Here is a 1,273-nt window from a genome sequence, read left to right as displayed (position 1 = left end):
GTCCTGCCGATGATCGCGATCGTCGATCGAGACTAGAGTTGACGCAATTCCGGACGGAAAACTGTTTCAGCCTTTTCCTGGAATTACTCTAGGCTCCGGAGCGGCTCGCCAACCGGGCAAGGCTGTCCACAGTCACATGGCGGTTGTTGTCGATCCGGATCACGCCGTCTGTCCGCAGCCGGGTCAACTGGCGGCTCACCGTCTCGATTGTCAGGCCGAGGAAATCGGCGATGTCGGCACGTGTGAGAGGCAGTTCGAAGCTCGTCGGATTGGTGTTTGGATCGAGCGTGGGATCGATGTTTCTGGCAATCATCAGCAGAAAGCTCGCCACTTTTTCCGCAGCGGTCTTGCGTCCCAGCGTGACCATCCAGTCGCGTGCATCGTCGAGTTCGTTCAGCGTCTGCTTGAGCAGGCGGTGCTCGAGATCCGGCGACTCCCTCATCATCCTTTCGACGGAAGCCCTTGGAAACGAACACAGGGAGACGGCCGTTGCCGCTACCGCGTTGATCACGCTTTCCACCTTGAACGGCCGTCCCAGAAAATCGGGGGCAAACTGAAGCGCGACAATCTGCTGGCGCCCGTCCGAAAGGCTCTTCGTCAGCTTCACGACGCCGGAAAGCACGTTGGAATAGCTGTCGACGGTTTCGGCGTCGCCCATCAGTTCTGACCCCGGTTCAACGGTGTGCTTTGACGAGGTCTTGGCGAGCCCGACCAATTGATCGGGATCAAGGGCACCGCAAATGCCGCGATGCCTTGCCTCGCAGGATTGGCAAAGCACGGGAATACCGGCACTATGAACATCCTGACGCACTGTCATCACGATCGTCCGAGGATCCAGGGTATCGGCAAGATAAGCATCGGCCATTGAAAAAGCCTTGTGGCAGTTTGTCCGGTGCAAAGGCTTTGACCGAAATCAAGGTATCGGCGTGCCGTTGCGGTCATTTTCCGGGCCATGCAACCACAGGAATGGCGAGATGCGACCGGAACTAGCTGCCAGACTTGGCGAGAACGTGCCGCGCTACACGAGCTATCCGACCGCGCCGCATTTCCATCCGGGGGTCGATGCCACTATCTGTCGAGGCTGGCTGGAGGCGCTGGAGAACGGCGACGAGATTTCACTCTATCTGCATATTCCCTTCTGCGACAGACTCTGCTGGTTCTGTGCCTGCCACACCAAGCAAACACGTCACTATGAGCCGGTAACTGCCTATCTCCGCTCGTTCCACGCCGAGATCTCCACCGTTGCCCGTATTGTCGGCGGCAAGGCTGGCGT

Annotated in this window: 1 protein-coding gene and 1 pseudogene; one reads left to right on the top strand and one right to left on the bottom strand. The window is 58.5% G+C overall.

All coding sequences use genetic code 11. The features are described from left to right. Positions 1-88 precede the first annotated feature (88 nt). A complete protein-coding gene (locus EOA22_RS34000; protein WP_063170859.1) occupies positions 89-817 on the bottom strand; it encodes a Crp/Fnr family transcriptional regulator in 729 nt (242 codons plus the stop codon). Between the two features lie 157 nt (positions 818-974). Here EOA22_RS34000 and EOA22_RS33995 point away from each other — a divergent pair. After that, positions 975-1,273 (top strand): annotated as a pseudogene (locus EOA22_RS33995) (coproporphyrinogen III oxidase); the annotation flags it as partial.

Origin of the sequence: Mesorhizobium sp. M7A.F.Ca.US.014.04.1.1 (assembly GCF_003998745.1) — a bacterium.
Taxonomy (GTDB): Bacteria; Pseudomonadota; Alphaproteobacteria; order Rhizobiales; family Rhizobiaceae; genus Mesorhizobium; species Mesorhizobium ciceri.
This window is presented reverse-complemented; position numbering and strand designations above follow the sequence as displayed.